Origin of the sequence: Rhizobium azibense (assembly GCF_004342325.1) — a bacterium.
Lineage (GTDB): Bacteria > Pseudomonadota > Alphaproteobacteria > Rhizobiales > Rhizobiaceae > Rhizobium > Rhizobium etli_B.
Window position 1 is genome coordinate 118,216 of sequence record NZ_SMBJ01000010.1, and the last position, 25,857, is coordinate 144,072.

The window sequence follows — 25,857 nt, forward strand, 5'->3', positions numbered from 1 at the left end:
GGACGAGCCTTTTTTCCCTGGTAGTGCAGCCGCGCAGCGCTTTCGTCCATCGTGGGCTCTTTCAGCTCTTTGAGGGGCCTTTTGCCACGGTGGCGGAGACAGCGTTGACCTTGCCGCCGGGGGCATAGCCGCCGCCGATTGCGACGTTGAGGGAGACGTAGTCCCTGGCCATCTGCTGCACGGACGCCGCCAGGCTTGCCTGGGCCAGCGACACCTGGCGCTGGGCGTCGAGCACGTCGAGCAGCGAGGAGGCGCCGTCCTTGTAGCTTGCCGTCGACAGTTCCAGCGATTCCTGCGTCGTCTTGACCTGGGCGCGCAGCGCTTCCACCGTCTGGGCGTCGCGGCGCACGGCCGACAGCGCGTTCTCCACCTCCTCGACGGCGTTGAGCACCGCTGCCTTCCAGGCGAGATAGGCGGTCTTGGCGTCCGACTTGGCGATGTCGACATTGGCGCGCAGGCGGCCGCCGTCGAAGATCGGCAGGCTGAGCGTCGGGCCGAAGGACCAGGTGGTCAGGCCGCCGCCGCTGCCACCGGCCGCATTGACCCAGTTCGGCGAGATCGAGCCGGACAGCGAGATCGACGGATAAAGCTGCGATTCGGCGACGCCGATATTGGCGGTCGCCGCTGCCAGATTGCGCTCGGCCACGCGGATGTCGGGACGGTTGCGGATCAGGTCGGCCGGGATGCCGGAGATGATGCCAGCACGGTAGACCGGCTGGGCGGCTCCCTTCTGCAGCTCGGCCATCAGCGAGGAGGCCGGCAGGCCGAGCAGCGTGGCGATGTGATGCGCCGAGACGCGGAAGTTGGTTTCCAGGCCGGGGATTTCAGCCTGCGTCGACTGCACCAGGCCCTCGGCCTGGACGACGTCGAGCCTGGAGGCGGCACCGGCTTCCAGCTGGAACTTGGTAAGATCGTAGGTCTCCCGGCGCGATTGCAGGTTGGCCTTCGACAGCGCAATGCGCTCCTGGTAGAAGCGGGCGTCGATATAGGTCGAGACGAGATCCTGCAGGAAGGCAAGCCGGGCCACGTCGGCGCTGGCATAGGCCGAATCGAGCGAAGCAAGCGCGCTTTCCTTGGAGCGCCGGTACTGGCCGAAGAGATCGAGCAGCCAGGAGACATTGGCCTCGCCGCCAGAGGTGTTGGTCGCACCCACCCGGGTGCGCTCCGAGCCCATCTGGCCCGACACCGTGTGCGAGGCGCCGACGACCAGGCTCGGCAGCGAGCCAGCCCCGGCGACCGTCACATTGGAGGACGCCGCATTGATGCGTTCCATCGCCTGCAGAACGTCGAGGTTCTGGTCGATGCCGCGCGCAACCAGGCTGTCAAGCTGCCTGTCGCGAAAGGCCGACCACCAGGCCACCGTCGCTACATCACCGATATTCTTGTTGCTGCCTTCACCGAACTTCGCCGGCAGCGGCATCTCCGGAGGCGTGTGGTCCGGTCCGCTCACGCAGCCCGCCAGCAAAGACGCGACTACGCAACATGCTGCGCTACGAGCTAATGCTATTCGCCCCCTCAACCTGCCGACCTCCTTGGTTTTGCCGAAAGTACGCTGGACGTGGTTAATGAAACGTTTGCATCTGCCCATTCGGTACGCCCGCTGCCGGAATGCGGCGATGCGGCAGGTTTCATCTGGCGCCGGGCAACCATTTAAAGCTCACGCCTCGCCGGCGCATCCGCCGACGGGGTGAGAGGAGAGGCCGGCACAAATACCGGTGGGCGGAAACGAAAAGCGTCGTTCGGAGTAGCGCTCGATGGCGCCCGGCGGCAGGACGAGACATGGGCGCAAGACGCCAGGCGAGAGGTCTTTCCCGCCGTTCCGGCTGCTGGAACACGGGTACTTTGGAGCGATGGACCATGAGCCCGCCCCGGGGCCGTACCAAAGATCGGATATATGGCAATGCCCAGAGCAAGGCTGACGGAAACGCACGTTACAATGTAAAACAGCACAAACCTCATGGCACGTATAACGGCAGTGTCCCGGCGACATATCAACCTGCCCAATATGATTAACAAGGGCCGGAGATGCCGCCAGCAGGGATTTTTCCATGCGTGGGCCTGCAGCAGGCGTCAGTCTTGCGTGCTTCTTCTCAGAGCCAGCGGTCGCGCGGCATGCAGCCTGCCGGGCGCGGCGCAAGTTCGACGTGCACAGCACAGCCCAGCAAGGCCGGCATGGCCGCGCAGTAAAGCTGCATTGGCCGCACGCCGTCGCTGACTTCGAATGTCAGCCTGGCAGACCCATCGAGCTACACATCTCGCCGGCATGTACGTGCTGTCGTTCTCTTCGAAGTCCCATAGTTGGAAGAAAATCTCTCGCCATGCTTCCGGATGGCGCCACAGTCGAGCGCTACGAACTCGCCGACCTTGACTTCGGTTACTTGGTAGCCCGGTTTCATCGGAATGGACTCCAAGGGCGTATCCTTGGCTTCCGCCCCGCCTGCAGATCGTCCGGATGCTGGTGGTCGCCGGTCCAGACGGCATGGCCGCCGGCATGGTCGCGGAGAAGACGCCGTCTCGCCGTCATGCTCTTTGCCGAACCTGCCGCCGCTCAAGCTTGCCATCAGAACGGCCACGCTTATGTCGGCAGCGGTATTCCTGCTCATCCCGACCGCCTTCCGTTGCCGGCGCCGTCGCATTCGCAATCGCCGTTGGGCGGGGGAGCGGCCGTTACGGGAGCGCTTGCCCTTATTCCCTTCGGAAGCGACGGGTATGGAAAAATGCAGGTCCAGGTCATGGCGGCGCTGATCGTGTCGGCAGCCGCACCTTTCGCGCTGGCCTACCTGATCATCAGCCTCGGCGTCGCCGGGTTCGCTGGCAATGACATCGGCGGCAGGCGCCCTTGCCGTGCTCGTGCTGGTGGTCATCGGGCAGCTCGCCAGAAACGGATCGGCCTCGGAAGCGGCCGGGGCGGACGGGCAATTGACAGAACCGGCTGAGCAGGCTTGCGCAAGTTCACTGACGCCTAAGATCGATGTTGCTGGTGATGACCGATCTTCCGGTCGCATGGTCGCGATCGACCGTCCGCAGACGCAGGCCGTCCGCCCCGATCTTCTCGATCGTCATGGTGGCGTTTCGGTCGCCGTTAACGGGGCGGGCCCAGCGTACGGAAAGATTGATGGCGTTTCCGCGGCGGCTTCCAGAAAGCGCAGACGGCAGACCCATCGGTCCGACATATGTCCCGGAATAGCGCCCGCCGCTGACCCTCAGGTTCGCCGAAACGGCCCGGCGCACGACGATAAAGCCCCGGCAGCTCCCGTTCATGGAGAAGTTGGCTAGGCCCGCCCTCGTTGCAAAGCTGCACCGCACGTTGACCGGATCGCTGCCGATCCGCATCAGCACCTGGCCTGCACCTTGCCAGTTTCCGGAAAGCGACCGGAGGAAATCGGCTTCCTGAGCGGCTGCGGCATGTGGCTGGGAGCAGGCGAGTGCGAGGGAGAGCGAGAAAACGGCGCAGCGCATGGCGGTGACCTCGTGAGCAATATTGCCGAACGTCTCTGAGGCAGTTCAGTTCCCGGATCTTGAGCTGCCGGAAGCGCAGTCATCATCTTGGTGTTGCCGAACAGATGCGCGGGCAAGCTCGACAGGTGTCCTCATGATGATTTCGCGGTGCGGGAACGGGATCGATATGCCGGCTGCCTTGAATGCATCCCATAATGCCATGAGTACTTCACCGCGCACGTTGGTGAGCCCGTTGCTCGGGTCGGAGATCCAGAATCTCAATTTGAAATCGATCGAAGAAGCCCCAAAGGCCGTCATCCAGCAGACCGGCTGGGCGTAGGTGCCGGAAACCCGCGGAATAGTCTTGGCGGCCTCGATCGCGATGCGGGAAACCTCGCGCGGATCGCTGTCATACGAGGTTCCGAAATCAACCTCGATGCGGACATACTCGCTGGAAAACGACCAGTTGACGACTTGCTGGGAAATGAAGTCTTCGTTCGGAATGAGGTATTCCTTGCCATCTCTCGTGATGACGGAAACGAAGCGGGAGCGCAGGTCGCGGATGGAGCCGAAAGTCTCCCCTAGCGTAATTGTGTCGCCCGGTTTGATGGATTTATCGAGCAGGATGATGATTCCGGATATGAAATTGGAGACGACCTTCTGCAGGCCGAAACCAATGCCGACGCCGACAGCACCTGAAAAAACCGTGAGCGCCGTCAGGTCAATGCCTGTTGCAGACAAGGCGATCGTTCCCGCAAAGACAATCAGCCCTATCTTTATCAGTTTGCTGATGAGAACCTTCAAGGAGGGCGTCAGATCCGCAGACTTCTGGATCCAGTTCGACGACATGTTGCCGATGAGAACTGCAAGCCATATCAGCGCGACGGAAAGGATGATGGCCTTCAGGACGAGCAGCATTGACAGGCGGACGGCGCCGAGATTGACGGCAATACCATCGAGTGCTGCCAGGAGTGCGCGATCCAGTCCAAGCGCGTAAAGCGCGAAGTAGAACCAGCCGGCAGCGGCAACGACACGCGCCAGCATCTGGTTTCGGATGATGCGCGTGAGCACCGAGATAACGAACCACGCCACCACGAGTGTGAGGGCTGTCGCCACCAGCCAGCGGTGCGATGGCCAGGCAAATCGCAAAAGCACCACATCCGCAATCGCCAGCAGCACAATCAGAAAAAGCCACCGCGTTCGCCGCATGAAAGCGATGATGACGCGAAGAAGATCCGGATTTCCCTTGATCGTGCGGGCGCGCGATTCCAGTGCAGGCTCGATTCGTTTTGCAAGCCAGCCGGAAAGCAGGTAACCACCGACAATCAGGGCGGACTGATAGAGCGTCCACTCATTGAGAAGGAAAGCCTGCAGCCAGGATCCGGCAGCGTTGATCGCCTCTAGGAAATCCATCGTCGTTTTCTCGCGATTCTGCAGGATAACCAGCGGAAGCGGGGTTTTGTTCAAATGCGAATGCGGCCGAACTCAGCAGGATTTCGAAAGAATCAGCCGACCGTTTGGCGATTGCCTGATCGGGTGCAGCCGACGCTTCTGTTTCAAGCAATTGCGCCTCACGCCGTCGCACTTGATGGGTTCGCTTTCACGTCCTTTTTCAAGAGCGGCGGCGAGGGCCGTCTTTATCATGTGTTTGCGACGAACTTCCGAGGGCAGTTGCAGGCAACGGAAGAGCGATTGTCTGATTGAATCGCAGACGGGCGCAGGTGCGGTAAAGTCGATGGCGCTGACCCTTTCCCCATTCAAGACGATCGTTAGCGGAACTGTTTCCCCAATTGCGCGTTGCCGAACCAGCCTTTGTTTTGGGGGGACAACGCCAGATGGATCCGGTCACAATACTGCTCGTCGATGACGAGGCGTCGGTGCTCAACGTCTTCGAGGATGCGCTTGCTGACGCGGGCTTTGAGGTGCGCACCGTCGCAGACGGACGAAAGGCTATACAGTATTTGGCCGCGGCCGATCCGCCTGTGCAGGGATTGATTACAGATATTCGACTGGGCGACGGGCCTGACGGCTGGGAAGTGGCCCGCGCTGCGCGGGAAATCGAGCCGCTAATGCCGGTCGTCTACACGAGTGGCGACAGTGCGGCCGACTGGGCGTCGAAAGGCGTGCCGAACAGTATCATGCTTCAAAAGCCGTTCGCCCTCGCGCAATTGGTCACAGCGATCTCGCAGCTGCTCAACGAGAGTTCGATGGCTGTTCCCGACAGGGGCGACGCTGAGAATGGCAAGTAGTACTGCCGGATCAAATCACGATGCCACGTCGTCGCTGCCTGAACCCGGACACGTTGATCTTGGCCATTTTCTGACGCATTCCTCTTTAATCGAAGACCAAAAATGGCGGCTGCGGCCTTATCATGCTCACCCTCGGCCACCTTGAAATCATAGGTTTACCGGGGAGCAGTGCCAGCGCAGGGACATCCTCCAGCGGCATCGAAAATGCCTGACTGATGCTTGCCGACGAACTTGCCCCTCGACTGGAGCTGCCGGGTGCAGAGATCCTGGAGCTCTCTCCGAAGGAAGCGATGCGAAGTGCAGACGCTTCGTTCTGGCTGATCTGATGTGTCTTTCAAATGAACTGACAGGCCGGTTCGGTTTCGCCCCGCCATTCTGTTTTCAGCGCCCGCGCAGTCAGGCGCAGCAGTCTGTGCCGGACGATGGCCCACAGCACGCAGTCTTTGCCTTTTCCTCGGCCAGCCATCGGTCGCGTGGTTTGCAGCTCGATGGTCGGGCATCGAGGATGACCTCGAACGAACCTCCTTTCAAGCGAGGCGGCCGTGCACAATACAGCGCCATCGGCCTCACACCGTCGCTGACCTCGAACGTGAGCTTTGCGGATGGCTCAAGCCGGACATGATCCGACACCTTCCGGATGATCGTAGCGAACTTCCCTGCGGGCATGTGCGTCCGCCCATCCCCGTCGATGTCCCAGAGTTGCACGAAAATCTCCGACCATGCTTCGGGATTTGCGCCGCAGTCGATGGCCGAGAACTGCCCCGCCTTCACCTCGGTCACGTGATAGCCCGCCTTTACCGGGGTGCCGCCGTAGTGGAAGACGACAGGTGCATCCGGCGCGGCCGCCAGGGCATCGAGAAGATGGCCGAGCGTGATGTCGGTCGAAAGCTTCTTGTCGATCGCGTTCATGTGCGCTACTCCTTGTTTCAATGGTTCAAGGAATATTGAAATATGGATGAACGTCAAGCCCTCTCTTCATTCGCCGCACTCTCTCAGGAGACCCGCCTCGGCATCGTGAGGACGCTGGTCGTCGGGGGGCCGGAGGGACTCGCCGCAGGCCTCATTGCAGCGCGGATGGGTGTCAGCCCATCGAATGTGTCGTTCCATCTGAAGGAACTCGAACGCGCAGGCCTGATCCTGCAGCGGCGCAAATCTCGTTCGATCGTCTACAGTGCCAGCTACGACTCCCTGGCTGCTCTCGTTAAGTTTCTGATGGAGGACTGCTGCGCGGGCCACCCCGCGGTCCGGGAGACGGTGGATCGCCAAGATGGCTGCTGCCCAACCGGAGAAGCCACCAGCAAGGATGATGCCGTTGCGTGACAGCAAGATCCCGGCCGCTATCGTCTCCGCCCTCGGCATGACCCAGATCATCGGCTACGGCACGCTCTACTACAGCTTCAGCATCCTGGCACCGGAAATGGCCGAGGATCTCGGGCTGACGCTTGCACAGGTCTTCGGGATATTTTCGGCATCGCTGTTCATCGGCGGATTGTCCGCGACGTATATCGGAAAGCAGATGGACCGGATGGGCGCAGCCACTATCCTGACCATCGGATCGGCTCTGTCCGCGCTGACGCTTGCACTGTGCGCGTGGTCACCCTCCGTGTTCGTGTTCGCTCTTGCCATCATCCTCATCGAAATCTCCTCGGGAATGGTCCAGTATCAGGCTGCATTCGCGGCACTGGTGCAAAGCGATCCCAGGACGGCATCGCGAAGCATAACCTACCTCACACTGATCGGTGGCTTTGCCTCGACGATCTTCTGGCCGATCACCGCCGCCTTGGTCGGATATCTCACATGGCGGGAAATCTATCTGGTCTTCGCGGCCCTCAATCTGTTCGTCTGCATGCCGCTGCATCTCTGGATGGCGAGGAAGGGCAAGGCTGAAGGTGTTCGAGGTGTCAATCGGGCGCGCGAGCACGTGGTGGGTGCGGTTCCGCCGGAAAGGCGCCGCGGCGCGATGATCGTCGTCTCTGCTGCCTTCGCCATCCTAGGCTTCACTTTGGCCTCCGTCCTCGCCCATATGGTTCCCATGCTCGGCACGCTGGGACTGGGTACTACAGCCGTGGTGATCGGCTCGCTCTTCGGCCCTGCTCAGATCATGAGCCGTCTCGTCAACATGATATTCGGCACGAGCCTCTCTCCGCCGATGCTTGCGGTTATCTCGGCTGCGCTAATGGTCCTCGGCATCGTGGTCCTTGCCGTGACGGGGAACTCGCTGCCGGGCGCGGCTGCGTTCGCCATCTGCCTTGGACTCGGATCGGGGATCAATTCCATCGCTCAAGGGAGCCTTCCGCTCTATCTGTTCGGCAGCGATGGGTACGGGGCGATCACGGGCAAGATGGCGGCCGCGAGGCTCGCGCTCGGTGCGGCAGCGCCGTTCGCCTTCGCGGCGGCGATGCAAAGCTTCGGGATCGGCCTTTCCTTGTTCGCGATCGCTGCCCTCGGGACCGCCGGCATGGTCGCATTCATCAGCGTGGCGATTGCGACAAGGCGAGATCTCGTCGCGGCGGAGTAGCTGACGATCACTCATCAATTGCTTGTGTTCCGGCCTGTCTGCATAAGGCTTCACACGAACGCGGTTCTTCTTCCTGCGCTTGAGGTTATGCTGCTGCGTTCTGCCATGAAGGTGTGGCGGCGTAAGTAGCCGTCAGATCGACTTCAAATTCACCCGTTGTTCCAGCTTCGACGCCTCCTCCTTCCGCTCGCTATAGCGATCGGTCAGATAGGACGACGCATCGCGGGTCAGCAGAGTAAACTTGACGAGCTCCTCGCAGACATCGACGACACGGTCGTAGTAGGATGACGGCTTCATTCGCCCCTCGGCGTCGAATTCCTGAAAAGCCTTCGCGACGCTGCTCTGGTTAGGGACTGTGATCATGCGCATCCAGCGACCGAGGACGCGCATCTGGTTCACGGCGTTGAAGGACTGGCTGCCGCCGGACACCTCCATGACTGCAAGCGTCTTTCCCTGCGTGGGACGAACCGATCCGACCGATAGCGGGATCCAGTCGATCTGCGACTTCATGATGCCTGTCATCGCCCCGTGGCGCTCGGGGCTCACCCAGACCTGGCCTTCAGACCATTGCGACAGTTCGCGCAGTTCCTGCACTTTCGGGTGGCTGACGGGCGCTTCGTCAGGGAGCGGCAGGCCTTTCGGATCGAAAACCCGCACGTCGCAGTCCAGCCGCTCGAGGAGCCGTCGGACCTCGTGCGCCAGCAGGCGGCTGTAGGACACCTCCCGGAGCGAGCCGTAGAGGATGAGAATACGGGGCTTGTGCTTCGAGAAGGCGGGCCTGAGCGCTTCGAGGTCTGTTGGAACAAGATGATAATCGTGAAGTGCCGGGAATGTGTCAGCCAATTCGCTTGCCTTTCTCGTCGAGAACCTTCTCCCCGTCTTCCTTCGTGAAGGCACTCTTGTGGGTATCGGGCAGGATATCGAGGACGACCTGAGACGGGCGGCTGAGACGGGTGCCGAGAGGTGTCACGACGAACGGTCGGTTGATGAGGATCGGCTCCTTCAGCATGACGTCGAGCAATTGGTCGTCCGTGAGCGCGGGGTTGGCGAGACCGAGTTCTTCGTATGGCGTTCCCTTCTCCCGGATCGCCTCCCGGACCGAAAGGCCGGCATCGGCGATCATCTTCACCAATTCCTCGCGCGATGGCGGGGTCTTGAGATACTCGATCACCGTCGGCTCGATGCCAGCGTTGCGGATCATTTCAAGCGTGTTCCTTGAAGTCCCGCAGGCGGGATTGTGGTAGATCTTGACGTCCATCGTCAGGTCCTTTCGGTTGCGGTGTTCTTGGAGACGGCGGGTGCTGCCTCGTACCAGCCCTTGGTGCGGTTCACGATCCATACGACCGACAGCATCACAGGGACCTCGATGAGAACGCCAACGACGGTAGCGAGGGCTGCGCCTGACTGAAAGCCGAACAGGCTGATGGCGGCGGCAACTGCGAGTTCGAAGAAGTTGCTGGCCCCGATGAGTGCGGATGGACCGGCAACGCAGTGCTGCTCGCCCGACATCCGGTTCAGCAGGTAGGCCAGTCCCGAGTTGAAGTAGACCTGGATCAGGATCGGGACAGCCAGAAGGCCGATGATAGCCGGCTGTGCCATGATCTGTTCGCCCTGGAAGCCGAAGAGCAGGATCAGCGTGGCGAGCAATGCAAGAAGCGAGAGCGGCTGTAGTTGGCCGAGAAGACGGTCGAGCGACCTCGTCGTGCGGTCCGCAGTGAGCCGCTTGCGCACGATCTGGGAAACGGCCACCGGGATCAGGATGTAAAGGACGACAGAGATCGCCAACGTGTCCCACGGGACCGTGATCGCCGACAATCCCAGAAGAAGTCCGACAATCGGAGCGAAAGCGACGATCATAATGGCGTCGTTGAGCGCCACTTGGGACAGGGTGAAGTGCGGTTCGCCCTTGGTGAGGTTCGACCATACGAAAACCATGGCCGTGCATGGGGCCGCGGCGAGTATGATTAGGCCCGCGATATATGAATCGATCTGATCGGTAGGGAGTAGGGGACGAAAGAGCCAGCCGACGAACAGCCAGCCGAGGAGCGCCATCGAGAAGGGCTTGACCGCCCAGTTGACGAAGAGCGTGACACCGATCCCCCGCCAGTAGCTGCCGACCTTCGCCAGGGAGCCGAAGTCGATCTTGAGCAGCATCGGGATGACCATCAGCCAGATCAGCACTGCGACCGGAATGTTGACCTTGGCGATCTCTGCCGCTCCGATGACATGGAACACGCCGGGCATCACATGCCCGAGGGCGATGCCAGCGACGATGCAGAGAAAGACCCACACGGTAAGGTATCGTTCGAACGTTGACATCTTACTCGGCCTTCGCGGATTTGACGGAAGCGCCTTGGAGCGAACCGATCTGGCGGACGTGCTGCTCGAGCGCCATGCGGTCGATGGAGGCCAGGGGCAGATTGATGAAGGCGGTGATGCGGTTCTTGAGGAAGCGGGCCGCCTGGGCGAAGGCGCGCTGGATCTCGACCTCTGACCCGACAACGGCGGCAGGATCCTCGACACCCCAGTGGGCGGTCATCGGATGGCCGATCCAGACCGGGCAGGCTTCACCCGCGGCGTTGTCGCAGACGGTGAAGATGAAATCCATTTCCGGTGCGCCCGGTTCGGCGAACACGTCCCAGCTTTTGGATGAGAAGCCCGTCGACGGATAGCCGAGAACATCCAGTTCCTTCAGCGCGTGCGGATTCACGTCTCCCTTGGGCAGGCTGCCTGCGGAGAATGCCTTGAAGCGCCCGCCACCCTCCTTGTTGAGGATGGATTCGGCCAGGATAGAGCGAGCGGAGTTGCCCGTGCAGAGGAACAGCACGTTGTAGGTCTTCTCAGTCATTAGTTTCGTCCGTGTTAGGTCGGCGGCCTGTCTAGTTTCATGATGGTGGCCGACGATGGGCAGATGGATGAAAGCTGGCGCGTCGCGAGAACCGCGGCCGGAACTGCTTCCCGTCGCACTTCCCTGAATCCGAGCGCACCGAAGAATTCAGCGGCTGAAGTGGTGGCGAGGAAGACATCGTCCGAAGCCGCCTTCAATGTCAGTTCGACGACGCGACGCCCGATACCGGACTTGCGGTGCTCCGGTAGAACGACGACGGATCGGAGCAGGCAGCTCCCTTCGCAGCTTTCGATCCCAGAGAACGCTAAGGTCTCGCCGTCGCCGGAGACGGCCTCGAAGAAGGTGCGGCCAGCCTCATCGATGTCTTCCGTCGGCAGATGTGCCTCGAGCAGCGCACTCCTAAGCTTGGGGTCGGTTCCTGGGATCGGTTCAAGCCGCAGATCACTCATGATGACAGCTTCGCCCCCGGAGTGCAGCACGGCGTAAGTTCGGCGATCAGAGGAGCGCACAGCTCTGTCGCTCCGTTGCAGCAGTCCTTGAGAAGGAAGAGTGTCAGCGCGCGAAGCCCGTCAAGATCAGCGCGATAGATGATGGAGCGGCTCTGACGCTCGCTCTTGATAAGGCCCGCTCGCGAGAGCGTCGCGAGATGCGCCGACATCGTGTTCTGAGGCACATCCAGAAGCCGCGCGAGTTCGCCAGCAGGAACTCCGTCCGGCTCACGCCGAACGAGTAGCCGGAAAGTTTCCAGACGGGTAGCTTGGGCCAAAGCGCCGAGCGCTGTTATCGCGAATTTAGATTCCATATATCCAGAATAACGGATATATTGTGTATGTCAACGACCTTGCAAACCTTGTCCAACGCATCGCATTCCCGGTACCAAGGACTGCGGGCAGCTCCAGCTGATGATGTTGCCGACGTGGCCTTGACGGATCTTCCAGTCGAGGCCGTTCACGGCGGCGGCCATGTCCTGGATCAGCACCATCCAGGACCCGCTCAGACGCCAGCACCCGAGTGACTAAAGAGATTCGGGGCCACCATAAGCTTGAGGACGTACGGAACGGCGATATGCAGTTCGAACGTGGATCGGGCGCTTGAGGTCATTGGAGTGGTTCACGTGGTTCTTCTCGGCTGAAGGCATTCGTTCGAAATTAGTGCTACAAGTCGTCGAGATGAGGCGGACCGTCTCAGAGACGCTCGATGGAGCTTCCAGAAATCTCCGATTTCGTCCTTTGCATGGCTTTAAGGCCCGAAGCGGGTTCGGTCATCACCTGCCAATATAGGCGGCTAGTTCGTCCGGCGTTCCATTTGGAAATGCCTGTTTGAGAAAGTCCAGAAACGCCGAGACGCGCGCGCTGAGCAGCCGCCGAGAGGGGTAGAGGGTCCATAGAGTGACCTCGGGGCCGTCGATTTCCCCCCAATTGACCAATGTGCCGTCCGCGAGGTCGTGGCTCACCAGCGAAATGGGAAGGCGTCCTGCACCGACGCCGGCGCGCACCGCATCGCGGACCGTGATGAGCGTTGACAAAATGAGCACGGGTTCGATCTTGATCGTCGACCGGCCGACGGCTGTCTTCACCTGCCAAGTTTGCGCTTCGCCTGCGCCACGCGCAACGCCGGGAGCAGCGCGTCCGCCGGTCGGGCGGGGAAGTCCGGGGCTTGCCACCACCACCAGCCGGTCGCGCAGAAACGCCCGCCCGACCAGGCTTTCGTCGGGATCGGGATTGACTCGGATAACCAGATCGTAGCCTTCCTCGATCATATCGACGGACCGGTCCTCACTCGTCACTTCAAGCCTCACCTGCGGATATTGGAGGGCAAAGCCCGCGGCGATCCTGCCCATGGCGGTCTGGGAGAAGTGCAACGGGGCGCTGATCCGCAATCTCCCCTTGGGTTTCTGACCGCCGGACGCAATCGTCGCAGCCGTCTCGTCCAGTTCGGCGAGCAACGCCCCGGTCCGCTCGAACAGCGCCCGTCCTTCTTCGGTGAGCTTCAGGTTGCGCGCACCCCGTTCAAACAGCCGCAGAGCGAGATCGCTTTCCAACTCGGCGACACGGCGCGACAATGTCGCCTTCGGCCGGCCGGTCGCCCGCGCCGCTTTGCCGAAGCCACCATGGCGGGCAACGAGATTGAAATCAGCTAGCGCAAGAAGGTCCATGAGTGTTCCACCAGTGAGACGGAGTGTCTAAATTTTCCGTCTATTGGACTCTCAATGAACCACACATATTCGACGTGTCAAGCAATCCGACACGGAGAAATTCCATGACCATTCTCGTCACCGGCGCCACAGGCAATATTGGCCGCCAAGTTGTCGAACACCTCGTCAAGCAGGGTGCTGACGTGCGCGCCATTGCCCGCGATCCGTCGAAAGCGAACTTACCGGCGAACGTATCTGTCGTGCAGGGCGACTTCCTCGACGTGGATTCACTACGCAATGCCATGTCTGGCGTTTCTACGCTTTTCCTTTTGAACGCAGTCGTGCCAGATGAATTCACGCAAGCGCTGATCGCACTGAACGTTGCACGGTCGGCTGGCATCGAGCGGATCGTCTATCTGTCGGTAATCCACGCCGACGTCTACGTGAACGTGCCGCACTTCGCTGGCAAGTTCAGCGTCGAGCGGATGATTGAGCAGATGAACTTCAAAGCTACGATCTTGCGTCCCGCATACTTCATGCAGAACGATCTGATGGTCAAAGACGTCATCACGGGCTACGGCGCCTACACAATGCCGATCGGTGCGAAGGGTCTTGCGATGATTGATGCCCGTGATATTGCCGAAATAGCCGCCCGCGAGCTTCTGCGCCGTGAACAGGCTCCAGAGCCGCTCCCACTCAACCGGATCAACCTAGTCGGACCAGAAGTGCTGACCGGAACCGATATCGCCTCCATCTGGTCAGACGTCCTTGCTCGCCCAATCAACTACGGCGGCGACAGCACCGAAGGCTTTGAACAGAACCTAAAGCAGTTCGTGCCCGCTTGGATGGCTTACGACATGCGTCTGATGGGCGAACGCTTCTTGACCGATGGGATGCTGCCTGAGGCCGGCGACGTCGAGCGCTTGACCGCGCTTCTGGGCCGCCCGCTGCGCGCATATCGCGACTTTGCCTCGGAAACCGCTGCCTCCGCCTGACGGAAGCGCAGCAGCTATCTGACCACAAGGGATCGTCATGATTTATTCAACTGCCACAGTTCCGGTGAACCCGGAAGGCGAAGCCCCATTGACGCGCGCTCAGGCATGGAAAGGGCTTGAACTCAAAGCACGCGACGCGCGCTCGTTTCTGGCCCCAGGGCTTTGCACACGTTGCGAGGTCATTGAGGAAAGCACTACACATTTCGTGCGGGAAGCAGATCGGAGGCAAGGACCTGCGTGAAATCGTGACGCTCGAACATGAGAGTAGGATCACCTTCTTTCAGGCGGACGGGCCCCGCGAAGGAGCGATCATCAACGAACTGTATGAAGATGAAGATGGCGCACTACACATCCGCTTCTACTGCTACATGGGCCTACGTGCCAAACAGCCGAACGGTCGCGAAGAGCAGACGGAGCAGGCTCAGCTCGCCAGCGAACACGGCTACAAGGCCGCCCTGCTGTCGACGCTGAAGCGGACCCGCGAACTGCTGGCAGAGGGAACGCTCTAATCATCACCGGAACACGAGCAACAGGGCAGCCTCTTGAGGAGGCGCCCTGTCTTGCCGGGACAAATGATGACTGCGTCCCGACGCGTTCAGCCTCACCTAAAGTACGGTCCTTGGTGCATCCGGCCCGACCGGCCGCCAGATTGTCAGTCGGGCGGGAGCGATTTCGACGCTTTCGTCGCGCCTGCGAAAACGCATTGGAGTGAGTCGGCCGTGGGCGGCACCCACCCAACCTCATTGTGGGACGATAAGTGATGGTGGGAGGACAAACCATCGACAACCCGTTCGGCACGAGGTTGTCACCCATGTGTTAGGTAGGTTCTGTTACCTATGTCTTCTCTATTCGGCGTGTTGAAAGCCATTCGGCGTAATCGAGCGTAGTCTTGGTAGCCTTCAAGCGTTTTCCTGAAGGTTCAGCGGTCGCAATCTCCCCGAGCCAGACGCTCGGTCGCGCGTGACTTCCTTCAGCTTGTGGTGATCATGCTTCATGCGGGTGTGTATGGCACCGCCGATGCCGATGTACTGCATGCTGACCCTTCGCTGATACGGCCGCATTCCGATACACATATACAGCGCGTGGTCCCATTCTTCTCTGGCAATGGAGCGAACCTCGTCGAGGTCCCGGTATGGGCCGTACCAGTTGACTGCGATCATCAGATGCTTGGATGTTACTTTGCCTCACCATGAAATTCCAGTCACAAAAGGCTCGCCTGAAGAGGGTCACCCTCCTTCGAGATGATGCTTGATCCATATGGCTCCCGCGAGGTGACCGCAATCGCTTCGTTGGGGGCCCGGCGGGCAAACTCTTTGGCCTTGTCCCAGGGTGCGTGCATCCACACATCGATCTCTTCCTTGGTGAACAGCAGGACTGGCATCGCGGACGATCGCCGAGCAGCAGGAATCCAATGTCGTGCTCCGACAGATGAGGGCCACAACGTCGTCACTTGTGCGGATGCCATGAACGCCCGCGACGGGCGATGGGTCTGCGCGGCCGGCCTCGTTCTGGTTCGGCAGAAGCCAGGATCCGCGAAAGATGTCATGTTCATCACCATCGAGGATGAGACCGGTCCCGCGAACATCGTCGTGTGGCCTTCTCTCTTCGAGAAACAGCGGCGCGTCGTCCTCGGATCATCGATGATGGCGATCCACGGGAAGATACAGCGCGAGGGCGAGGTTGTTCATCTAGTGGCCCAGCAGCTATTTGATCTGAGCGGAGATCTTTCCGGGCTGGCCGACCGCGATATCGACTTCAAGTTACCGACGGGGAGGGGCGACGAGTTCGCGCATGGCTATCCTGCGAGCCCGGATTCGCGGGATCGACCGAAGCCCGTGCCGGAGCCGAGGGATATCTTCGTCAGGGATCTGCACATCGACACTCTGAAGGTGAAAGCACGAAACTTCCACTGAAGCGAAAGCGCCTTGGCGATCCTACCGAAGGAGGCCGTCGCTCCCGAACTCGTCCCATCCGCTCAACCCGGCTGCGGCTTCATCGGCTCGTTCGTTTTGTTTGGCTTTTTCCTTTTTCTTCAGCGAACGCGTCAACTTCGCCTGATACGCGGCCCGCCTACGATTTTCCGCCCTCGCCGCAGCGTCTTCCTCCCGCCATTCGTCCACGGCGCCACGGTCGAGCAGATCCTCGACAACTCGTGGGTCGAATACGTGAAAGGTGATCTTCCTTGCGCGCCCTTGCAGCCTGACTGTTCGCGTCCCAGCGCTGGGCAGGCGACCGTCTTCGAGCCAGCGCTTCCGCTCTGATGCCGTGATCGTCAGGATATCCTCGATCTCACGAGGAATGACCGGAAGGCTTGCGATGCCGTCCAGCGCGTTGGAAATGGCCGATGCCGTCGCTCTGAATGCTGTCTTCGAACTCTCTGGCATGACGAGGATGAGCCCGCCCGCCTGCATATCCAGCGACTTGCGGACCGGGGATGGTAGCCGGGAGCGGATTTCCTGCAGGATTCCTTTCACTCTGACGCCGGATCCGAGCGTCGCAACCACGGGAAGCGGCCACTCCCTGATCAACTCGGGATCGTCGCTTTCCTTCCTTTTCGTCTTCGTCTTGGGCATGTCGCAGCAGATGGTGTTGAAGGGGTCAAGCGTCAACGGAACTCCGGGTGATTTCCCACGTTCGCGCGGCGAGGAAAATCCCGATGTTCGCGGTGGCGTGTCGGCTGGCGGCGGCACAATGGGTTCGTTTGGCACAGACCCACGGGAGCCGTGCGTAGGTCGACTCCACCGAAGCGAACGTGGCGACAGCAGGCCAAGTAATATCTATGATCCACGAGTGCGGATCATTGGCGGCGATAAAACTCCTGAGGTACATTGCGAATGCTTCAAAAACCGCTGCTGACCGGGTTCGGGCCCGCTATGTCGGCTATGGAGGTCGCTCGCGGCTTGGACCTGAGGGGACACGTTGTGGTGGTGACTGGGGGTTCTTCCGGCCTCGGACTTGAGACAACCCGCGCACTGGCAATGTCGGGGGCACGCGTACAGGTTCCCGCTCTCGACCCCGTCGCCGCCCACGCAGCGTTGAGAGGGATCGACAGTGTTGATGTCTGGCCCCTTGACCTTGGGGATGAGGCATCGGTTAGAGGGTTTGCGAAAGCTTTCCTCGACCGTGAGGATCGGCTCGACATCCTCGTTCTCAACGCGGGAATAATGGCGCAGCCGCTTTTCCGTGATCCGCGTGGTCGTGAGGGCCATTTCTCGATCAACTTTCTGGGACACTATCGGCTCACGGCGCTTCTGTGGCCAGCATTGCTGGCCGCCGGAACATCGCGAGTGATCGTCATGTCGTCCCGAGGCCACCAGATGTCTGATGTCGATCTCGAGGATATCGATTTCGTTCGCCGACCCTACGACAAGTGGATAGCCTACGGTCAATCCAAGACAGCGAACGCTCTTTTCGCGGTAGCGCTCGACAGGCGCGGACAGGCGGATGGAGTTCGCGCCTTTTCTGTTCATCCGGGGATGATCGTCACACCAGGTATTCGCCATCTAACCCGAGACGAATTCGACGCTGTCGGCGCGCTCGAGCCGGACGGAACTCCTGTGATAGACCCGGCTGCAGATAAGAAAACCCCCGGGCAAGGGGCGGCTACGGCGGTCTGGTGTGCAACTTTCCCGGCACTGAATTCTCTAGGAGGGGTATACTGCGAGAACTGCGATATCGCTTCTGTCGAGACCGAAAGACCCTTCGGGGTGCGCCCTTATGCGATCGACCCAGAGAAGGCCGAAAGTTTGTGGCAAATGAGCGCGATGTTGACGGGTCTGGATATTGCAATAACCTGAAGCACAGTGTTGTATCTCGCGGTGCCTTACGACGACGGCACGGCACGTACTGATCCCCAAGAAGATGGGACGGCCCGCTAGTTCGTTACCATACATTCGCGAGCCAAGATTGTATTGGGCTGTCATTCTCCGACCCGACAGGTTCGACTATGATCGGCCGGGTTCCCCGTTGGCTCTCAGAGCAGGTCAGGATGGAGCGACACGCATTCCCTAACGGATCCACGACGTCGGATGTGGCGAAATTCTTCGGCGAATTCCGGCTGTATCCGGGGCGGCACCTCCTTGTCAAAGACCAGGAGCCGGTGGCAATCGGGTCGCGAGCGCTCGACATCCTCATCGCGCTGACGGAGCGGCCTGGCGAGCTCGTGACGAAGGACGAGCTGATTGCGCGCGCCTGGCCCAACTCGATAGTCGAGGAATCGAACCTCAGAGCGCAGATCGCCGTGCTTCGCAAGGCGCTGAGCGAGGACCATTCCGCCCCGCGCTATATTGCTGCCGTCCCTTCGCGGGGCTATCGGTTTATCGCGCCGCTTTCCCATTCGGAGGTCGCGAGCAAGCCTGCCGAGGAGGCCGCGCCAAACAATCTTCCAAGGCAACTTACGCGGCCGATCGGAAGGGAGGAGGCAATCGAAATCCTTGAAGGACGCGTGCAACGGTTTCGTCTGGTCTCCATTGTCGGTCCGGGCGGCATTGGAAAGACAACCGTCGGCATCCGCGTGGCAGAGGAACTATCTTCATCGTACGAACACGGCGTGTGCTTTATGGACCTGGCACCGCTTCCGCATCCTTCGTCTCTTTCGTCGGTGCTGGCGTCACAGCTTCGGCTCCCGGAGATAACGGGTGATCCCGTTTCCCTGTTGAACGCGCACCTCCGTGACAAACGTATGCTGCTGGTATTCGACAGTTGCGAACTGGTACTGGACGCCGCCGCGCGACTAGCGGAGACCTTGCTCCGGCAGGCTCCAGGCATCAGCGTTCTGGCCACCAGCCGAGAGGCCTTGCGGGTGGAAGGGGAGAGTGTGTTCAGGCTTCCGCCCCTGGATATGCCGCCGCTTGGCTCGGGCCTCACCGCGGCCGATGCCTTGGCATTTCCCGCCATTCGCCTTTTTGTGGAGCGGGCAACGTCTGGAAGCGAGTATGCCTTCGATGACGACGAGGCTCCGATCGTCACCCACATATGCCGCCAGCTCGACGGAATCGCCCTCGCAATTGAGCTCGCTGCGGGCCGGGTCGAAGCATTCGGGACACGAGGGATAGCGGAGCTTTTGAATGATCGTCTACGATTGCTGACGGGTGGTCGGCGCACCGCTCTTCCGCGTCACCAGACGCTGGCTGCCATGATCGACTGGAGCTACGGTGCGCTTTCGCCTGAGGAGCAGACGGTGTTGCGAGCGCTTGCCGTATTCGCTGGCGAATTCGGTCGCGAGGCAGCGGCAGCCGTTGCTTTCGACCCACTCGCCGAACGCGATGTACCTGGGCAACTCGCGCAACTTGTGGCGAAGTCCCTCTTGGCTGTCGACACGCACGGCAAGGTGGCACGATACCGATTGCTCGATACGACACGTGCCTTCGCTGCAAGCAAATTGCAGGAAGAAGAGGAGGTCAGCCTCGTCGTCCGGCGCCTTGCGAAGTACCTGTGCGAGACTCTCGAGCATTCGCACGAAGAAGTTGAAACCCTGTCAAGCGAGGATTGGCTGCACAAGTACGGTTCTCAAATCAACAATGTCCGCTACGTCCTTGACTGGGCCTACTCGGACGACGGCGACGCCGATGTAGGCATTGCCGTAACTGTTTCGGCCGTCCCCCTCTGGTATCAACTGTCGCTGGTCGATGAGTGCCTGACGTGTGTGCAACGCGCACTTCTGGGCCTCGATCCAGGAGAGAAGCGGGACGGTCGCGCTCGTCAGGTCATGCAGCTCTATAGGGCGCTCGGCCTCGCTCAGGCCTTCAAGGTCGGGTTCGCGCCGCAGGCTCCTGCCGCGTTCTCGAAGGCCTTTGAGATAGCCGAGAAGCTGGGAGACATCGACGCACAAGCGGAAGCCCTTTGGGGCTTGTGGGTGGCGCAGGTGGGTATGGGCGAGTATCGTGCGTCGCGCGATAACGCAGATCGGTTCGTAAGGCTTGCCCAAAACAGCCTCGACAGGTTCATCGGCGACCGCATGCTGAGCATGACCCTCTTCTGCATGGGAGATTTCCGAGGTGCCCGCCGCCACGCCGATCTCATGCTGGCCCACGATGTCTTCACCGACATTCCCCCTGGCGGGTCCGTCAGGTTCAGGTTCGGTCAGTCCGTTTCGGCACGAATACAGCCCGCTCAGCTTCTGTGGATGCAGGGCTTCCCGGATCAGGCCGTGCGCGCCGCCGATTCCGCTGTCGAGGCGGCGAGGGCTTCCGGCCACGCGATTTCCCTATGCGAAGCGTTGGCCCGGTGGTCATGTCCAATCCTCGTTCATGTCGGGGACCTCGCGGCGGCTGATTGCGCGATCACGGAACTACTCGATTTGGCCAAGCTGAACGGGCTTGGTCCGTGGGAGGTGTTCGGCCGATGCTGGAAAGCTGCTCTGCTGATCGAACGGGGATACGCCGAAAGAGGCGTTCCGCTTCTCCGCAACGCACTGGCGGAATTGCGCCAGGTCAAGCTGTTCAACCTCTACAACGTCAGATTTGTGTGCTTCATGGCCGAGGGTCTTGCCGCGCTCAACGAGCACGTCGAAGCACGCGCGCTCGTTGAGGCGGCCATTGCCGCAAGCGAAGACAAGGACGAACTCTGGTACATCACGGAACTCTACCGTCTGAAGGGTGACATCCTTGCGCAATGTGGACACGGCAACGAAGCCGAGCAGTGCTATCTCCGCTCCATGGAACTGGCGCGACAGCAAGATGCGCTTTCCCTGGAGCTGAGAGCAGCCGTTAGTCTGTCTCGGTCGCTGCTGGCGCGCGGCGACAGGATTGGTGCGCGCAAGGCCCTGGCCGAAGTCTACGACCGCTTCAGCGAAGGTCTGGATACTGCAGATTTGATCGCGGCGAAGGCGGTACTGGCCGAACTTTCCTGACCGAGAAATTGCCTTTCCCCAGGCGCGCGCCCTTGGCCGTCACACAAGAATTCACCACAATTCACTGTCTGTGGACCGTCCTGTTCTGCCATCTTCTGCCCGTCGCCGGATTGTCGGCAACGCAGCATGAAGGGCAGGCTGATGAAGACCACCACGCCTATAGAAATGGACGCACTCGTCCTCACTGAAACGAACTCGGAGCTTGTCCGCACGCGCATGGTCTGCCCGGCTCCCGCGGCGGGGGAGGTTCTCGTCCGCGTCAAGGCGAGCAGCGTCAACCCGCTCGATCTCAAGATCAAGAGCGGACAGGCCCCGCACGCTCGCCACCCGTTGCCCGCCATCCTTGGAATGGACTTAGCCGGGGTCGTCGAGGCAGTCGGTCCCGGGGTCACATCCTTCAAGCCGCAGGACGAGGTCTTTGGCTTGACTGGCGGCGTAGGCGGCCTGCAGGGCTCGTTGGCGACCTTCGTCTCGGTCGACGCCGATCTCCTCGCTCCAAAGCCAAGCAACCTTACCATGCGTGAGGCGGCCGCTCTGCCGCTCGTCTTCATTACCGCCTGGGAAGGGCTGGTTGATCGCGCAGCGGTGCAGGCACGGCAAAAGGTACTCGTAATCGGTGCAGGCGGCGTCGGTCATGTAGCAATCCAGATTGCACGCGCCTTCGGAGCCGATGTCTTCGCCGTCGATAAGGCTTCGAAGCAGAGGCAGATCGAAGAGCTGTGTGCGACGGCAATCGACCGTCATCAGACCACAGTCGAGGAGTACGTGAAGGACCACACGGGCGAACGCGGCTTCGACGTCGTCTATGATACCGTCGGCGGGGCAGGGATCGATGCAGCATTCAACGCCGTCAGCAGGTTCGGCCACGTCGTCAGTTGCCTCGGATGGGGCACCCATTCCCTCGGACCGCTCTCCTTCCGGGCTGCGAGCTACTCGGGCGTCTTCACGCTCCTGCCGATCCTGACCGGTGAAGGACGCGCCCATCACGGGGCGATCCTGCGCGAGGCGAAACGCCTGGTCGAGGCTGGGAAGGTCACGCCGCTCCTAGACCCGCGCCGCTTCAGCTTCGAGACTATCGCCGAAGCCTATGCCGAAATCGAAAACCGCACTGCCAACGGAAAGATCGTCATCGACGTCGCCGGCTAGGTGGGAGTCTCAACCCGCTAGAACGAAGGAAACAAAGGCATGCCATTCGTAAACGTAAAGCTGGTCGACGGCGTCTTCACGCCGGAGGAAAAACACGCCATGGCCAAGGCATTTGACCGATGTCATGGTCAAGTTTGAAGGATCGGAGGCTTTTCGCGAAGTCGTCTGGGTCCTGATCGAGGAGCTGCACACGGATGGCTGGCACATCGGCGGCAGGCCGTTCGAGGGGCCAAAGTCTCTGATGACAACTCTTTCGAAGTCCAGGGACATCGTCGAGACGATCGACGGCAATCCGACCACCCGCAAAGAGTGGGCCGACGCCGCGCCGGTCCGTGGCTGACGCCCTGCATCGTGAGCCGCGGGCAAGAACTTGAAAGCCGGACGCGTCACTTCCGCCCGCGCGCGGAGCCATCCGAGCGAAGAAGGAAAAGGACCATGACTTCCAGAGTACATTTTCCGATACCCGCCGTCACACGACGGGAGGTCTTGATAGGGACCGCCGCAACGGCAGTCACGGCCCTGCCGATGCAGGCGCTCGCGGCCACGGCGTCTTCAAATCCAACCAGTGCAACCATTGAAACCGGGAGTGAGATCATGAGCAGCATCGCCACGAAAGACGGCGCGCAGATATTCTACAAGGACTGGGGTTCCGGTCAGCCGATCGTATTCCACCACGGCTGGCCACTCAGTGCCGACGACTGGGACAACCAGATGCTATTCTTCCTGGGCAAGGGTTTCCGGGTCATCGCCCACGACCGAAGGGGTCATGGCCGCTCCAGTCAGACCTCGGGCGGCAACGACATGGATACATACGCAGCCGACGTCGCAGCCCTGGCTGAGGCTCTCGACCTGCGCGACGCCGTCCACATCGGCCATTCGACGGGCGGCGGCGAAGTCACCAGGTATGTCGCCAGACATGGCAAGGGCCGGGTCGCCAAGGCGGTGCTCATCTCCGCAATCCCTCCGGTCATGGTCAAGTCCGAGCAAAATCCGGGCGGACTTCCGATCGAGGTGTTCGACGGATACCGCGCGGCGTTGGCCGCAAATCGGGCGCAGCTCTACCTCGATATCGCGAGCGGGCCGTTCTACGGCTTCAACCGCCCCGGTGCGGCCATCTCCGAAGGAACGATCCGCAACTGGTGGCGGCAAGGCATGATGGGCGGCGCGAACGCGCATTACGAATGCATCAAGGTCTTTTCCGAGACCGATTTCACGGAAGACCTGAAGGTCATCGACGTCCCGGTCCTCGTGATGCACGGCAGCGACGACCAGGTCGTTCCCATCGCCGGCTCCGCGGAACTTTCGGTGAAGTTGCTCAAGAACGGGAAGCTCAAGGTCTATGACGGCTACCCCCATGGAATGTTCACGACGCACGCCGACGTGATCAACGCAGACCTTCTGGCCTTCATCAACGCCTGACGGCCGGGCGGGCCGCAACCTGCCCTCGACCTCACCAAACCCCGTTCGAAAGCCGTCGGCTCGTTCGAGACCGGCTGCGGAAAGGTATGTCATGAAATCCGATCACATGCTCTCGCGCCGTGGATTCTGCCTCTGCTGCATCGGTGCTGCAGGATTCGCCGCCACGGGAGGGTGGTTAAGCCCCCGCGAGGCCTATGCGGAGGCGCGCGGCTTGGTTAGCCTCATAAAGGACAGCGCCGCCAAGTCCGCCATCTCCACCCACAAGCTGAGGAACGGCATCACCATCCTCGAAGGATCCGGCGGCAACGTCGCGGTGTTGGGCGGGAAGGACGGCCTCGTCATGGTGGACGCCGGGATCAGTGTCTCTCGGAAACAGATGACCAAGGAGCTATCCGACATCTCGCCGGACCCCGTGTCCCACTTGATCAACACCCATTGGCATTTCGACCACGCGGATGGAAATCCCTGGATCGGGTCCGGCGGTGCAAAAATCATCGCGCACGAGAATACCCGCAAGCATCTTTCGCAGGTCCAACGGGTAGAGGACTGGGATTACAATTTTCTCCCGCTGGCGCGGAGCGGTGTTCCCCAGCATGTCTTCTCCAACGAGCATACGCTGAAGCTCAATGGCGAGACCCTCGGTTTGAAATATTACGGCCCGGCCCATACGGACGGCGATATCTCTGTGATGTTCGGCGAGGCGGATGTCCTCCATGTGGGCGATACATACTGGAACGGCATTTATCCGTTCATCGATCACTCGACAGGCGGAAGTATCGACGGAATGATCGCGGCCTCTGAAGCGAACCTCGCTGCGTCCACCGACAAGACCATCATCATACCGGGTCATGGCAACCCAGTGAGCAACCGCGCCGAGTTGCGCGATTTCCGCGACATGCTGGTCGCCATCCGCGAGAACGTCGCGAAGCTCAAACGCCAGGGACGCTCCCTCGACGAGGTAGTCGAGGCGAAGCCCACGGTGGCGTTCGACGAGAAGTGGGGTCAGTTCGTGATTGATCCCGCTTTCTTCACGAGGCTGGTCTACGCCGGCGTCTAGGTCAGACCGATTTCAGAATTAGAAAAATGGCGCGCCGGACGAGATGAAACTGGGCACCGCTATGTCATTGTTTGCACTATAAAATAACTCGCATGCCAGGAAGACTTCTTGCTTGGCTGGAGCCGTGCGTGTGCCCTCCTTACGATCTTCTTGACCAAGAAAGAGATTTTTCTTAGCATTTATTTGGCCTTGAGCGCAGGCCGGTGTGCCCACCCACGCGAAGCAATGCAGTGCTTTTCCAATATTTCATGACCGTTCCCGTTGGGCGGACTTGATTGGCAGTGGGCACCTAGTCAGGTTCGTAAACGAGGAATGAACCATGACTAATCATGAAGACATTCACTATCTGAAGACGATCGCAAAACGCTACGCCCGGACGAGGCGCATTGCGCATTTTGAGGCCCTTGATGTCGTTGCAAACGAGCTCGACCATCAACACTGGCGGGCTCTGACAGTCGCCTGGGAGAAAGGCTGGCGACCCTCTCCTGCGCAATGGGAGAATATGGAACGCCTTTCACAGGAGGTCGCTCCTCCTAAGAAGAGTGAGGGGGAACCCAAACTTCCGTTTTTCCTGTTCCCAGAGGAGACTCAGGGCAGCATTGATGGCCATGACTACACGCTGAGCGTCGCGTTTGAGGTGCTCATGGGCGGAGATGGCTGGTCGATTCTCGTCGAGCAGGCACCGTCAGAAGCGCCGCAGATTGCGATTTACCGGCGAGCCAAAGACAATCCCATTTTGGACTTGGCATTTCGCGAGAAGGCTTTGGCGATAGCGCAGGCCGCTGCCGAGGGGCTCCGCTCCCGGATTGCTGCCGACTGGCCGCGCCGTTCAACAAAGCCCGATGCAGAGGGGCACGCCCTTCACCCTTTGCGTTCCGAGTTGTCGAAGGAATGGCATTGTCTTCACTGCAACGGAGCGTTTAGCGGAGCGCAGATGGCCGCTAATATGTGGCACTGCCCCGAATGCAGCGCCACACCCATAGACATTTTCGGCCATCCTTTTTGGGAGGCTGCTTTGTGACGCCCTTTGATTGGAACAGAGGCCGCGAGGCATCCGTGGCCTCATGACTTGACCTAGATAAGGCCCGTCTCGCCATGAAACCTGGCGAGACGGCCTATATGTATCTGTTTGACAAGCAAAAAACCCCTCTAGGCTTCAAAGTCTGACTTTCCCGTACCTGAGGTATGGAAAAGTTATAATTT

At 60.5% G+C, this 25,857-nt stretch carries 24 protein-coding genes and 6 pseudogenes; 15 read left to right on the top strand and 15 right to left on the bottom strand.

From position 1 onward, the window contains the following. Positions 1 to 61: 61 nt before the first annotated feature. Positions 62 to 1,507: an efflux transporter outer membrane subunit gene (locus EV130_RS24015; protein WP_245520097.1), complete on the bottom strand. Its 1,446-nt coding sequence runs from the start codon at positions 1,505 to 1,507 to the stop codon at positions 62 to 64. Positions 1,508 to 2,090: 583 nt separating this feature from the next. Continuing rightward, positions 2,091 to 2,432: pseudogene (locus EV130_RS33450) on the bottom strand (DUF6428 family protein); the annotation flags it as partial. 5 nt (positions 2,433 to 2,437) lie between these two features. Here EV130_RS33450 and EV130_RS33455 point away from each other — a divergent pair. Then, positions 2,438 to 2,507, top strand: a pseudogene (locus EV130_RS33455) (transcriptional regulator); the annotation flags it as partial. Between the two features lie 210 nt (positions 2,508 to 2,717). After that, complete coding sequence (locus EV130_RS33460; protein WP_132661667.1) at positions 2,718 to 2,936, top strand: hypothetical protein; 219 nt, start codon at positions 2,718 to 2,720, stop codon at positions 2,934 to 2,936. Positions 2,937 to 2,952: 16 nt separating this feature from the next. Here the strand turns inward: EV130_RS33460 and EV130_RS24035 are convergent, their stop codons facing one another. Together EV130_RS24035 and EV130_RS24040 are read right to left on the bottom strand one after the other, a co-directional pair. Continuing rightward, positions 2,953 to 3,459 carry a hypothetical protein gene (locus EV130_RS24035; RefSeq protein WP_132661669.1) on the bottom strand — a complete coding sequence of 169 codons (507 nt, stop codon included), beginning with the start codon at positions 3,457 to 3,459 and terminating at the stop codon, positions 2,953 to 2,955. A gap of 45 nt (positions 3,460 to 3,504) precedes the next feature. Beyond that, positions 3,505 to 4,851 (bottom strand): mechanosensitive ion channel family protein, encoded by a 1,347-nt coding sequence (locus EV130_RS24040; RefSeq protein WP_132661671.1) that lies wholly within the window; start codon positions 4,849 to 4,851, stop codon positions 3,505 to 3,507. A gap of 422 nt (positions 4,852 to 5,273) precedes the next feature. Between EV130_RS24040 and EV130_RS24045 the strand changes: the two genes are divergently transcribed. Continuing rightward, positions 5,274 to 5,687 (top strand): response regulator, encoded by a 414-nt coding sequence (locus EV130_RS24045; RefSeq protein WP_132553228.1) that lies wholly within the window; start codon positions 5,274 to 5,276, stop codon positions 5,685 to 5,687. 396 nt (positions 5,688 to 6,083) lie between these two features. Here EV130_RS24045 and EV130_RS24050 read toward each other — a convergent pair whose 3' ends face one another. After that, positions 6,084 to 6,596 (bottom strand): DUF6428 family protein, encoded by a 513-nt coding sequence (locus EV130_RS24050; protein ID WP_132661673.1) that lies wholly within the window; start codon positions 6,594 to 6,596, stop codon positions 6,084 to 6,086. Positions 6,597 to 6,638: 42 nt separating this feature from the next. Here EV130_RS24050 and EV130_RS24055 point away from each other — a divergent pair, with 42 nt between their 5' ends. Then, positions 6,639 to 7,007, top strand: coding sequence for an ArsR/SmtB family transcription factor (locus EV130_RS24055; protein ID WP_074061991.1), 369 nt, complete (start codon positions 6,639 to 6,641; stop codon positions 7,005 to 7,007). After that, complete coding sequence (gene arsK, locus EV130_RS24060) at positions 6,994 to 8,205, top strand: arsenite efflux MFS transporter ArsK (protein WP_245520098.1); 1,212 nt, start codon at positions 6,994 to 6,996, stop codon at positions 8,203 to 8,205. Before EV130_RS24055 ends, arsK begins: the two co-directional genes overlap by 14 nt. Positions 8,206 to 8,337: 132 nt before the next feature. On the opposite strand, the gene arsH is transcribed toward arsK, so the two are convergent. The 7 genes from arsH to EV130_RS24095 form a co-directional block, all read right to left on the bottom strand. After that, positions 8,338 to 9,048: an arsenical resistance protein ArsH gene (gene arsH, locus EV130_RS24065; protein WP_132661677.1), complete on the bottom strand. Its 711-nt coding sequence runs from the start codon at positions 9,046 to 9,048 to the stop codon at positions 8,338 to 8,340. Next, the gene (arsC, locus tag EV130_RS24070; protein WP_132553223.1) at positions 9,041 to 9,463 is read right to left on the bottom strand and encodes an arsenate reductase (glutaredoxin); all 423 of its coding nucleotides are present in this window, start codon (positions 9,461 to 9,463) and stop codon (positions 9,041 to 9,043) included. Before arsC ends, arsH begins: the two co-directional genes overlap by 8 nt. Positions 9,464 to 9,465: 2 nt before the next feature. Next, on the bottom strand, positions 9,466 to 10,524 hold the full coding sequence (gene arsB / locus EV130_RS24075) for an ACR3 family arsenite efflux transporter (protein WP_132661679.1): 1,059 nt from the start codon (positions 10,522 to 10,524) through the stop codon (positions 9,466 to 9,468). 1 nt (position 10,525) lies between these two features. After that, positions 10,526 to 11,053, bottom strand: a complete 528-nt coding sequence (locus tag EV130_RS24080; protein WP_132553221.1) for an arsenate reductase ArsC — start codon at positions 11,051 to 11,053, stop codon at positions 10,526 to 10,528. A 14-nt stretch (positions 11,054 to 11,067) separates the two neighbouring features. Then, entirely contained in the window at positions 11,068 to 11,502 is a 435-nt protein-coding gene (gene arsN2, locus EV130_RS24085) for an arsenic resistance N-acetyltransferase ArsN2 (RefSeq protein ID WP_132661681.1), read from the bottom strand. Next, positions 11,499 to 11,855 carry an ArsR/SmtB family transcription factor gene (locus tag EV130_RS24090; protein ID WP_132661683.1) on the bottom strand — a complete coding sequence of 119 codons (357 nt, stop codon included), beginning with the start codon at positions 11,853 to 11,855 and terminating at the stop codon, positions 11,499 to 11,501. Before EV130_RS24090 ends, arsN2 begins: the two co-directional genes overlap by 4 nt. Before the next feature lie 462 nt (positions 11,856 to 12,317). Next, positions 12,318 to 13,208, bottom strand: a complete 891-nt coding sequence (locus tag EV130_RS24095) for a LysR family transcriptional regulator (RefSeq protein ID WP_132661685.1) — start codon at positions 13,206 to 13,208, stop codon at positions 12,318 to 12,320. A 104-nt stretch (positions 13,209 to 13,312) separates the two neighbouring features. Between EV130_RS24095 and EV130_RS24100 the strand changes: the two genes are divergently transcribed. Further along, positions 13,313 to 14,182 (top strand): SDR family oxidoreductase, encoded by an 870-nt coding sequence (locus EV130_RS24100; protein WP_132661687.1) that lies wholly within the window; start codon positions 13,313 to 13,315, stop codon positions 14,180 to 14,182. A 37-nt stretch (positions 14,183 to 14,219) separates the two neighbouring features. Next, a pseudogene (locus EV130_RS24105) lies at positions 14,220 to 14,691 on the top strand (AtaL-like protein). 390 nt (positions 14,692 to 15,081) lie between these two features. Here the strand turns inward: EV130_RS24105 and EV130_RS24110 are convergent. Further along, positions 15,082 to 15,342: a hypothetical protein gene (locus EV130_RS24110; protein WP_132661689.1), complete on the bottom strand. Its 261-nt coding sequence runs from the start codon at positions 15,340 to 15,342 to the stop codon at positions 15,082 to 15,084. A gap of 41 nt (positions 15,343 to 15,383) precedes the next feature. Beyond that, positions 15,384 to 15,566, bottom strand: a pseudogene (locus tag EV130_RS24115) (SOS response-associated peptidase); the annotation flags it as partial. 55 nt (positions 15,567 to 15,621) lie between these two features. Between EV130_RS24115 and EV130_RS24120 the strand changes: the two are divergent. Beyond that, positions 15,622 to 16,095: pseudogene (locus EV130_RS24120) on the top strand (OB-fold nucleic acid binding domain-containing protein); the annotation flags it as partial. Positions 16,096 to 16,116: 21 nt separating this feature from the next. Here the strand turns inward: EV130_RS24120 and EV130_RS24125 are convergent. Next, positions 16,117 to 16,755: a hypothetical protein gene (locus tag EV130_RS24125; RefSeq protein ID WP_132661868.1), complete on the bottom strand. Its 639-nt coding sequence runs from the start codon at positions 16,753 to 16,755 to the stop codon at positions 16,117 to 16,119. Positions 16,756 to 17,016: 261 nt separating this feature from the next. Between EV130_RS24125 and EV130_RS24130 the strand changes: the two genes are divergently transcribed. From EV130_RS24130 to EV130_RS24160, 7 genes and pseudogenes are all read left to right on the top strand, one after another. Next, on the top strand, positions 17,017 to 17,979 hold the full coding sequence (locus EV130_RS24130; RefSeq protein WP_165918564.1) for an SDR family NAD(P)-dependent oxidoreductase: 963 nt from the start codon (positions 17,017 to 17,019) through the stop codon (positions 17,977 to 17,979). 191 nt (positions 17,980 to 18,170) lie between these two features. Beyond that, the gene (locus EV130_RS24135) at positions 18,171 to 21,032 is read left to right on the top strand and encodes an ATP-binding protein (protein ID WP_132661693.1); all 2,862 of its coding nucleotides are present in this window, start codon (positions 18,171 to 18,173) and stop codon (positions 21,030 to 21,032) included. Between the two features lie 141 nt (positions 21,033 to 21,173). Continuing rightward, positions 21,174 to 22,178, top strand: a complete 1,005-nt coding sequence (locus tag EV130_RS24140; protein WP_132661695.1) for a zinc-dependent alcohol dehydrogenase family protein — start codon at positions 21,174 to 21,176, stop codon at positions 22,176 to 22,178. 39 nt (positions 22,179 to 22,217) lie between these two features. Then, positions 22,218 to 22,518 (top strand): annotated as a pseudogene (locus tag EV130_RS24145) (tautomerase family protein). Positions 22,519 to 22,772: 254 nt separating this feature from the next. Continuing rightward, positions 22,773 to 23,597: an alpha/beta fold hydrolase gene (locus tag EV130_RS24150; protein ID WP_132661870.1), complete on the top strand. Its 825-nt coding sequence runs from the start codon at positions 22,773 to 22,775 to the stop codon at positions 23,595 to 23,597. 91 nt (positions 23,598 to 23,688) lie between these two features. Beyond that, positions 23,689 to 24,654: an MBL fold metallo-hydrolase gene (locus tag EV130_RS24155; protein ID WP_132661697.1), complete on the top strand. Its 966-nt coding sequence runs from the start codon at positions 23,689 to 23,691 to the stop codon at positions 24,652 to 24,654. Positions 24,655 to 24,973: 319 nt separating this feature from the next. Then, complete coding sequence (locus tag EV130_RS24160) at positions 24,974 to 25,675, top strand: hypothetical protein (RefSeq protein ID WP_132661699.1); 702 nt, start codon at positions 24,974 to 24,976, stop codon at positions 25,673 to 25,675. Positions 25,676 to 25,857 lie beyond the last annotated feature (182 nt).

Excerpts from the sequence above, each read along its gene's own strand:
- EV130_RS33460 (WP_132661667.1), top strand. The coding sequence starts at position 2,718 with ATGCAGGTCCAGGTCATGGCGGCGCTGATCGTGTCGGCAGCCGCACCT.
- EV130_RS24035 (WP_132661669.1), bottom strand. The coding sequence starts at position 3,459 with ATGCGCTGCGCCGTTTTCTCGCTCTCCCTCGCACTCGCCTGCTCCCAG.
- EV130_RS24040 (WP_132661671.1), bottom strand. The coding sequence starts at position 4,851 with ATGGATTTCCTAGAGGCGATCAACGCTGCCGGATCCTGGCTGCAGGCT.
- EV130_RS24045 (WP_132553228.1), top strand. The coding sequence starts at position 5,274 with ATGGATCCGGTCACAATACTGCTCGTCGATGACGAGGCGTCGGTGCTC.
- EV130_RS24050 (WP_132661673.1), bottom strand. The coding sequence starts at position 6,596 with ATGAACGCGATCGACAAGAAGCTTTCGACCGACATCACGCTCGGCCAT.
- EV130_RS24055 (WP_074061991.1), top strand. The coding sequence starts at position 6,639 with ATGGATGAACGTCAAGCCCTCTCTTCATTCGCCGCACTCTCTCAGGAG.
- arsK (WP_245520098.1), top strand. The coding sequence starts at position 6,994 with ATGCCGTTGCGTGACAGCAAGATCCCGGCCGCTATCGTCTCCGCCCTC.
- arsC (WP_132553223.1), bottom strand. The coding sequence starts at position 9,463 with ATGGACGTCAAGATCTACCACAATCCCGCCTGCGGGACTTCAAGGAAC.
- arsB (WP_132661679.1), bottom strand. The coding sequence starts at position 10,524 with ATGTCAACGTTCGAACGATACCTTACCGTGTGGGTCTTTCTCTGCATC.
- EV130_RS24080 (WP_132553221.1), bottom strand. The coding sequence starts at position 11,053 with ATGACTGAGAAGACCTACAACGTGCTGTTCCTCTGCACGGGCAACTCC.
- arsN2 (WP_132661681.1), bottom strand. The coding sequence starts at position 11,502 with ATGAGTGATCTGCGGCTTGAACCGATCCCAGGAACCGACCCCAAGCTT.
- EV130_RS24090 (WP_132661683.1), bottom strand. The coding sequence starts at position 11,855 with ATGGAATCTAAATTCGCGATAACAGCGCTCGGCGCTTTGGCCCAAGCT.
- EV130_RS24095 (WP_132661685.1), bottom strand. The coding sequence starts at position 13,208 with ATGGACCTTCTTGCGCTAGCTGATTTCAATCTCGTTGCCCGCCATGGT.
- EV130_RS24100 (WP_132661687.1), top strand. The coding sequence starts at position 13,313 with ATGACCATTCTCGTCACCGGCGCCACAGGCAATATTGGCCGCCAAGTT.
- EV130_RS24110 (WP_132661689.1), bottom strand. The coding sequence starts at position 15,342 with ATGATCGCAGTCAACTGGTACGGCCCATACCGGGACCTCGACGAGGTT.
- EV130_RS24125 (WP_132661868.1), bottom strand. The coding sequence starts at position 16,755 with ATGCCCAAGACGAAGACGAAAAGGAAGGAAAGCGACGATCCCGAGTTG.
- EV130_RS24130 (WP_165918564.1), top strand. The coding sequence starts at position 17,017 with ATGCTTCAAAAACCGCTGCTGACCGGGTTCGGGCCCGCTATGTCGGCT.
- EV130_RS24135 (WP_132661693.1), top strand. The coding sequence starts at position 18,171 with ATGGAGCGACACGCATTCCCTAACGGATCCACGACGTCGGATGTGGCG.
- EV130_RS24140 (WP_132661695.1), top strand. The coding sequence starts at position 21,174 with ATGAAGACCACCACGCCTATAGAAATGGACGCACTCGTCCTCACTGAA.
- EV130_RS24150 (WP_132661870.1), top strand. The coding sequence starts at position 22,773 with ATGAGCAGCATCGCCACGAAAGACGGCGCGCAGATATTCTACAAGGAC.
- EV130_RS24155 (WP_132661697.1), top strand. The coding sequence starts at position 23,689 with ATGAAATCCGATCACATGCTCTCGCGCCGTGGATTCTGCCTCTGCTGC.
- EV130_RS24160 (WP_132661699.1), top strand. The coding sequence starts at position 24,974 with ATGACTAATCATGAAGACATTCACTATCTGAAGACGATCGCAAAACGC.